Raw genomic sequence first — 6,647 nt, 5'->3', positions numbered from 1 at the left:
CGATGGTACTTGGACCGAAGGGTCCTGGGAGAGTAGGACGCCGCCAAGCAATGTTCCCTGATAGCTCAGTTGGTAGAGCACTCGACTGTTAATCGAGTTGTCACAGGTTCGAGTCCTGTTCGGGGAGTTCTATCCAGGAGAGCTGCAATTTGTCAGCTTTCCTGGTAACCAACTCTTATGGAGAGGTGTCCGAGTTGGCCGAAGGAGCACGATTGGAAATCGTGTAGGCGTCACAAGCGTCTCGAGGGTTCGAATCCCTCTCTCTCCGCCAGCTTGGATTTTATAACGGCCCGTTGGTCAAGTGGTTAAGACACCTCCCTTTCACGGAGGTAACAGGGGTTCGAGTCCCCTACGGGTCACCATGATATGGAGGCTTAGCTCAGCTGGGAGAGCATCTGCCTTACAAGCAGAGGGTCGGGGGTTCGATCCCCTCAGCCTCCACCACTTCACCTCAAAAAGTGAAGATATGTATCTGAAGCAAACCGAATGATTTCGTTTTTACTGACGCGGGGTGGAGCAGCCCGGTAGCTCGTCGGGCTCATAACCCGAAGGCCGCAGGTTCAAATCCTGCCCCCGCAATTAATCCCCAAAAAGTGAAGGGTAGCCTACATGTGAATTCCAACCATTTTCCGGGGACTCATTAATAACTAGTGTGGAGCCGTGGTGTAGAGGCCTAACATGCCTGCCTGTCACGCAGGAGACCGCGGGTTCGAATCCCGTCGGCTCCGCCATTTATGATTTTGCAATAGTACGAGCCATTAGCTCAGTTGGTAGAGCACCTGACTTTTAATCAGGGTGTCGAAGGTTCGAGTCCTTCATGGCTCATCTTTATCTTATTTTTTGCGGACGTGGCTCAGCGGTAGAGCATCGCCTTGCCAAGGCGAGGGTCGCGGGTTCGATTCCCGTCGTCCGCTCCATAATTTGCGCCCTTAGCTCAGCTGGATAGAGCGTTTGACTACGAATCAAAAGGTCAGGAGTTCGAATCTCTTAGGGCGCGTATATTTTTTGCCGGTGTGGCGGAATTGGCAGACGCGCGCGACTCAAAATCGTGAGGGAAACCGTGGGGGTTCGAGTCCCTTCACCGGCATTAATAACGGGATGTAGCTCAGCTTGGTAGAGCACCTGGTTTGGGACCAGGGGGTCGCATGTTCGAATCGTGTCATCCCGATTATAGGAAACAGTCATCTTTAGATGGCTGTTTTTGCTTTTTTGAGGCAATTTTAATCAGTGCCGTATGGTATACAACTAGTCCCATCTTTGAATAATCCTACTCTTCGTCGGTCACAATAGACAATAAAGTCCGATAGAAGGGGATAAACGTGAATATCTTCCATATCAAAAAAATTCTAAAAAGCCGCTGGAGAAGATGGAGACGTGCGATTTGGACAGTGGGTGCTTGTACGTTGGTTGCCATAATGGCCTGGCTAGGTCTGCTTTTGTCTGACCAAATGGAACGTCTTATGGAGAAAGAGCCTCTGGCTGTAGAGACCTTTGGAAAGCTGCAGGCCGTTATTCCTGTTGCTGCGGAAGAATGGCTCAATGACTTAGAGAAAACCAATCAAACTCGAATTGTTCACTTAAACAAAATATATACCTGTGGTACGGAAAGTGAAGTACTAGGGATCATGCGCCCTGATGAAATTGCAAAATTGATGAAATCCCATCCAGAATGGGAAGGTCGACTTGGTTCAGGAGGGGACGTTTGGATCGATGAACGGATCAACGGTCTGTCGGATATTTGCAGAACTAGAGGCTATATCGGTATCGACTCAAAGGGTAACCTCACATTATTTGATGGGCCGCCTAAGAAAGAGAAGGTTATTCGAACTTTCTTTCAGCTTGATGTTGAAATGATGGAAAGCGCTTTGCCGGCCGATGTACTAAAACAGCTTCGAGAAGGAATTCGTGTTCAGGATGTCGAGGAATATAACAGCGTGCTGTCTACATTTAGCGATTTTGCGATTGAGCAATCAGAAAAAGTAATGCAGCAAAATGATCATTAAGGAACAGGCTAGGGCAATGGCGAAAAGAGAGGCGTCTAAATATGGCGTCTCTTTTTGACGTTTTGCCATAAGGAATGTCATTAGGAATAGCGAACTCTTCCTCTTCAATCACAAGACATGGACCGATCGTAAACTTTTTCCTCAACTGTACCGATCTTTTGATATAATAAAGTGAATACATATGTTCGCTTAAAACGGGATGCAACCCGGACGTTTGAGAAGGTAAACAGAGCTGAAGTTTCATCTCAATTGGGGAGAGATTGTTTTGCGCATACTTGGAATTGACCCCGGCATAGCTATTGTCGGTTTTGGCTTTATTGATAAACAAGGAAGTAAATGCACTCCGGTTCAATACGGCTGTATTCAAACAGAGGCCCATACTCCGGAGGAGGAAAGGCTGCTGCATGTGTATGAAGCAATGGTGCAGTTAATCGATAAATATAAGCCGGACGCCGTTGCGCTGGAAAAGCTGTTTTTTAATCGAAATGTGACGACTGCGATGTCTGTCGGTCAAGCCCGGGGAGTGCTCGTGCTGGCGGCAGTCCAAAAAGGTTTGCCCGTTTCGGAATATACACCAATGCAGGTGAAGCAAGCCATCGTAGGGTATGGTAAAGCTGAAAAGCGGCAGGTACAGGAAATGACACGCATGTATCTGAAGCTTCAGAAGATTCCTAAGCCCGATGATGTAGCTGATGCCTTGGCTGTTGCTATCTGCCACGCACATTCATATACTTTAAACTCTAAATTAAATGAGGTACTGCGTTCATGATCGATTTTTTAAGAGGCCAAATTGCCCATATTGAAACCGAATATGTTGTGTTGGATGTTCAGGGGGTTGGGTACCGTGTTTTTTGCCCGAATCCTTATGTGTTTGCAGCGAAAAATCAAAATCAAGAGGTTATCACGATCTATATTCATCATCATGTTCGGGAAGATGCCATACTGCTGTTCGGCTTCCCAACCCGTGAAGAACAGAAGCTGTTCCGTAAACTGATCGATGTGTCAGGGATCGGGCCGAAAGTGGCACTGGGCATATTAAGCGGAGGTAGTCCGGATCATGTGATTACGGCGATCCACCAAGAAAATATCGGCTTTCTCACCAAACTGCCCGGGATCGGCAAGAAAACGGCGCAACGGATGATTTTAGATTTAAAGGACAAGCTGGAAGGCATGGGTGGCTTCTCCTTGTTTGACGAGGCCCCGACCGAGGATCTCACGCTTCACGAAGCGCATCCCGGCTGGCCTGAGGCGAGGGAAGGTCTTAAAGCACTTGGTTATACGGAGGCTGAATTGGATCGAGCATGGCAGCGGCTTAAAGATCAAGTCAAAGCGGATGAGGCTGTTGATTCCGTCATGAAAAAGGCTCTTAAAATACTATATGCCGGATAATGATTGATGGGAAAGTAAGGAGAGTGAGCATAAGATGATGGAAGACCGTATCATATCCGCTAATTTGATGATGGAAGACCAAGCGGTTGAACTTAGCCTTCGGCCCCGCTATTTGGCGGAATATATCGGACAAAATCAGATTAAGGAAAACTTGAAAATTTATATCGAAGCGGCAAAAATGCGGAACGAAGCGTTAGATCACGTTCTGCTGTATGGCCCACCGGGGCTTGGAAAAACGACGCTTGCAAACATTATCGCCAATGAACTAGGCGTTAATATGCGAACTACCTCCGGCCCGGCTATCGAACGTCCAGGGGATTTGGCGGCACTTCTGACGAATTTGCAGGAGGGCGACGTCCTTTTTATCGATGAAATCCATCGGCTTCACCGTACGGTGGAAGAGGTATTGTACCCGGCAATGGAGGACTTTGCCCTCGACATTATGATCGGCAAAGGTCCTAGTGCCCGTTCGGTTCGCCTTGACCTGCCGCCGTTTACATTAGTCGGTGCGACAACACGGGCAGGATTATTGTCAGCCCCATTACGGGATCGTTTTGGCGTAGTTAGCCGCTTGGAGTTCTATACGATTGACGAGCTTAGTTTCATCGTATCACGAGGAGCTGACATATTCGGGATCGAGATGATTGGTGACGCAGCTGAAGAAATTGCTCTGCGCTCCCGGGGAACGCCACGGATTGCCAATCGTCTGCTGAAGCGTGTACGTGACTATGCGCAGGTTCGGGGTGACGGATTAATAACACCTGATATTGCCAAGGAAGCATTACAGATGCTGCAGGTCGATCCCATGGGTCTTGATATGATCGACCATAAAATGCTTAAGGCGATGATTACAAGTTTCCGCGGCGGTCCAGTTGGATTGGATACGATCGCGGCAACGATCGGTGAAGAAAGTCAGACGATCGAAGATGTATACGAGCCATATTTGCTTCAAATTGGTTACCTTCAGCGCACGCCGCGAGGCCGGATGGTTACAGCGGCAGCTTACCAGCATTTGGGATTACCTATGCCGGAAACCAATTAAGCCTAGTATAAAAAAGGAAGGCCTTACGTAGTTGGTTTTTCTTTGATAAGAAATTCAAACAGGTGGAATGGGGGCTGGCGTTTTATTGCGAGCATCATGAAGGAGGAGAAACAGGTTTGATCGGGAAAAGACGAGGACTCACGATTGGAAAATGGGGAAAAGGGCTCCTTGCGGCATTTGTTTTGGCTGGAGCGCTACAGCTTCCGGCAGCGGCGGAGTCTGCTGTTTCTCCACGCGTTCGCGTAGCTATGTATTTGGATCTCGGGTCCACTTATAAATCAACAGTACCGGCTGTGACGCTTAAACCAGCATCCACCGCAGAAGTAGGACTATCCGCTTCATTGGGTATGGACACCTGGATACATACTGGGGCTGGGCAATCAATCCGCTTCAGCGTGAGTGGGTATAGAGTGAAGGCGCTCGAAAGCTCCGACTGGAATACGGCTGCTGCCGCAGCCAAAAAGCTGCAGGGAAGCACTGACAAGCCGACGATTTTTTCGGTGAAACAATCTACTGGAACCGTTTATCGTATCTACACAGGTCCTTACGCCAGTGCAGCAGAGGCGCAAAAAGCGGCCGACCGGATTAGTTCATCTTTGTCCGCTCAATTGAACGGTGCGAAAGCCGAAGTAAGAGGAGCTTACTATACATCGGCAGGGACATTCGGAAGTCTTACCGAAGCGGAAGCGCTTAGCCAGTCGCTTAATGCCCAACATGAAGCGTTTGTCGTCATAACAGGCCCAGGTCAGTATGCCGTATGGATAGGAGGAGCATCCAGTCCAGACCAACAGTCAACTGTGCAAAATGAGGTCGCCAAAATTTCATCCAACCTTTCTTTATCTGCAGTAGACAATACGAAACCTGCACTGATCCTTCATGAAGATGTGACCCTAAATTTGAGTACACCATCGGCAGTGGAACATTATGAAACCATCGGTGAAGGCGCAAAATGGATCGTTCGGGGTGGGGAAGGCTCCACGATTCAGGTCATCGAACGGTCTAACCACAAGTATCGAGGAGATTTTGAGATTAGCCGCGTTAATGGACAACTTGCATTCGTTAATGAGCTGCCGCTTGAACAATATCTATATTCCGTCGTCGCGGCTGAGGTACCTTCCTCATGGCCTCAGGAAGCATTAAAGGCTCAAGCGGTAGCTGCACGCAGTTATGCTGTATATAATGCCGCCGGAAACAGATTTAAAGTTGCTGGCCTTGTCGATACGACGCTGAGCCAAGTATATAACGGTGCGGATAAAGAGGTCTCCAGTATTGTGCAGGCAGTTGACAGTACCGCCGGTGAAGTAATTAAAATGGACGGAAAAGTCGTTGAAGGGATTTTCTCATCCAACAGCGGAGGTATGACAGCGGATAGTTCCGAGGTATGGAACAGTCTGAATCAGGTATACACGAGTGTATCCAGTAAGGAAGATAAAGCGGCTCAGGCCTCCCTGAAATCATGGTACCATGTGCTGCTTTCAGACGGAAAAACAGGTTATGTAAGAGAAGATAATACGGCGGTCACCGGAACTTCGACGGCTGGTCTCCAGAAATTGAGCGTGACGACCAGTTCCGTACTTGTTCGTCCGCTTCCACAAATCCAGTCGGGCGTTAATCCAGTGGCTAAAATGAACCCTGGCGATCAGGCGATTGTGCTGGATAAAGTGGACGAGTCCAGTTCATATGCATGGATGCGTGGACCGTATACCTCAGAGGAATTGCTGAAGTCCTTGAAAGGGAAAACTTCTACGGAAGCTCCTTCTCCGATCTCGAACCTTGAAGTGACTCAAAGAGGTCCGTCCGGCAGGGCTACGCAAGTAAAAGCGAATGGACAAGTTCTTGATGTACGGTATCCCGATTCCTATCGTTCAGCACTTAATGGACTGCCAAGCACCTTATTTGATATTGTTTCCACCGGAAGGTATACTGTACAAGGTGCCGGGGGAAATCAAGATACTGGAACGGCAGGTTCAGGCTCAGCGGTGCTTTCAGCAAATGGTGTGACGAGCTGGAGCGGAAGCGATATGGTTGTGATGGGTGGAAACCAAAAAGCTCGCGTCGTTAGTCAAAAGAATGAATTTCTGTTTATGGGCTACGGAAACGGACATGGACTTGGATTATCCCAATGGGGGGCTAAAGGTCTGGCCGATGCCGGGTATGATTATCAGCAAATATTGCAACACTACTACCAACATGTGACTATTGTTAAGGAATGA

At 48.4% G+C, this 6,647-nt stretch carries 5 protein-coding genes and 11 tRNA genes; all 16 read left to right on the top strand.

Features of this window, described 5'->3' with window-relative positions:
• Positions 1-54 precede the first annotated feature (54 nt).
• The 16 genes from ACFQ3W_RS12340 (at position 55) to ACFQ3W_RS12265 (ending at position 6,647) form a co-directional block, all read left to right on the top strand.
• A tRNA-Asn gene (locus tag ACFQ3W_RS12340) sits at positions 55-127 on the top strand.
• A gap of 52 nt (positions 128-179) precedes the next feature.
• A tRNA-Ser gene (locus ACFQ3W_RS12335) sits at positions 180-271 on the top strand.
• Between the two features lie 16 nt (positions 272-287).
• A tRNA-Glu gene (locus ACFQ3W_RS12330) sits at positions 288-362 on the top strand.
• A gap of 6 nt (positions 363-368) precedes the next feature.
• Positions 369-444: transfer RNA gene (locus ACFQ3W_RS12325), tRNA-Val, on the top strand.
• A 61-nt stretch (positions 445-505) separates the two neighbouring features.
• Positions 506-579 (top strand) — tRNA-Met (locus tag ACFQ3W_RS12320).
• Positions 580-654: 75 nt separating this feature from the next.
• Positions 655-731 (top strand) — tRNA-Asp (locus ACFQ3W_RS12315).
• Between the two features lie 21 nt (positions 732-752).
• A tRNA-Lys gene (locus tag ACFQ3W_RS12310) sits at positions 753-825 on the top strand.
• A gap of 17 nt (positions 826-842) precedes the next feature.
• Positions 843-917 (top strand) — tRNA-Gly (locus tag ACFQ3W_RS12305).
• Between the two features lie 6 nt (positions 918-923).
• Positions 924-997, top strand: a tRNA-Arg gene (locus ACFQ3W_RS12300).
• A 10-nt stretch (positions 998-1,007) separates the two neighbouring features.
• A tRNA-Leu gene (locus ACFQ3W_RS12295) sits at positions 1,008-1,087 on the top strand.
• A 7-nt stretch (positions 1,088-1,094) separates the two neighbouring features.
• Positions 1,095-1,168: transfer RNA gene (locus tag ACFQ3W_RS12290), tRNA-Pro, on the top strand.
• 151 nt (positions 1,169-1,319) lie between these two features.
• Positions 1,320-2,003, top strand: a complete 684-nt coding sequence (locus ACFQ3W_RS12285) for a BofC C-terminal domain-containing protein (RefSeq protein ID WP_379319523.1) — start codon at positions 1,320-1,322, stop codon at positions 2,001-2,003.
• Between the two features lie 265 nt (positions 2,004-2,268).
• On the top strand, positions 2,269-2,772 hold the full coding sequence (ruvC, locus tag ACFQ3W_RS12280) for a crossover junction endodeoxyribonuclease RuvC (RefSeq protein WP_379319522.1): 504 nt from the start codon (positions 2,269-2,271) through the stop codon (positions 2,770-2,772).
• Entirely contained in the window at positions 2,769-3,392 is a 624-nt protein-coding gene (gene ruvA / locus ACFQ3W_RS12275; protein WP_379319521.1) for a Holliday junction branch migration protein RuvA, read from the top strand. Before ruvC ends, ruvA begins: the two co-directional genes overlap by 4 nt.
• Positions 3,393-3,429: 37 nt before the next feature.
• Positions 3,430-4,434 carry a Holliday junction branch migration DNA helicase RuvB gene (gene ruvB, locus ACFQ3W_RS12270; protein ID WP_379319531.1) on the top strand — a complete coding sequence of 335 codons (1,005 nt, stop codon included), beginning with the start codon at positions 3,430-3,432 and terminating at the stop codon, positions 4,432-4,434.
• A gap of 116 nt (positions 4,435-4,550) precedes the next feature.
• Positions 4,551-6,647 carry a SpoIID/LytB domain-containing protein gene (locus ACFQ3W_RS12265; protein ID WP_379319520.1) on the top strand — a complete coding sequence of 699 codons (2,097 nt, stop codon included), beginning with the start codon at positions 4,551-4,553 and terminating at the stop codon, positions 6,645-6,647.

It is taken from the genome of Paenibacillus puldeungensis, from assembly GCF_042678945.1.
GTDB classification, from domain to species: domain Bacteria; phylum Bacillota; class Bacilli; order Paenibacillales; family Paenibacillaceae; genus Fontibacillus; species Fontibacillus puldeungensis.
Note: the sequence above shows the minus strand (reverse complement) of the source record. Positions and strands in the feature narration are given on the sequence as shown.

Coding starts and splice junctions, on each gene's coding strand:
- ruvA (WP_379319521.1), top strand. CDS start 2,769: ATGATCGATTTTTTAAGAGGCCAAATTGCCCATATTGAAACCGAATAT.
- ruvB (WP_379319531.1), top strand. CDS start 3,430: ATGGAAGACCGTATCATATCCGCTAATTTGATGATGGAAGACCAAGCG.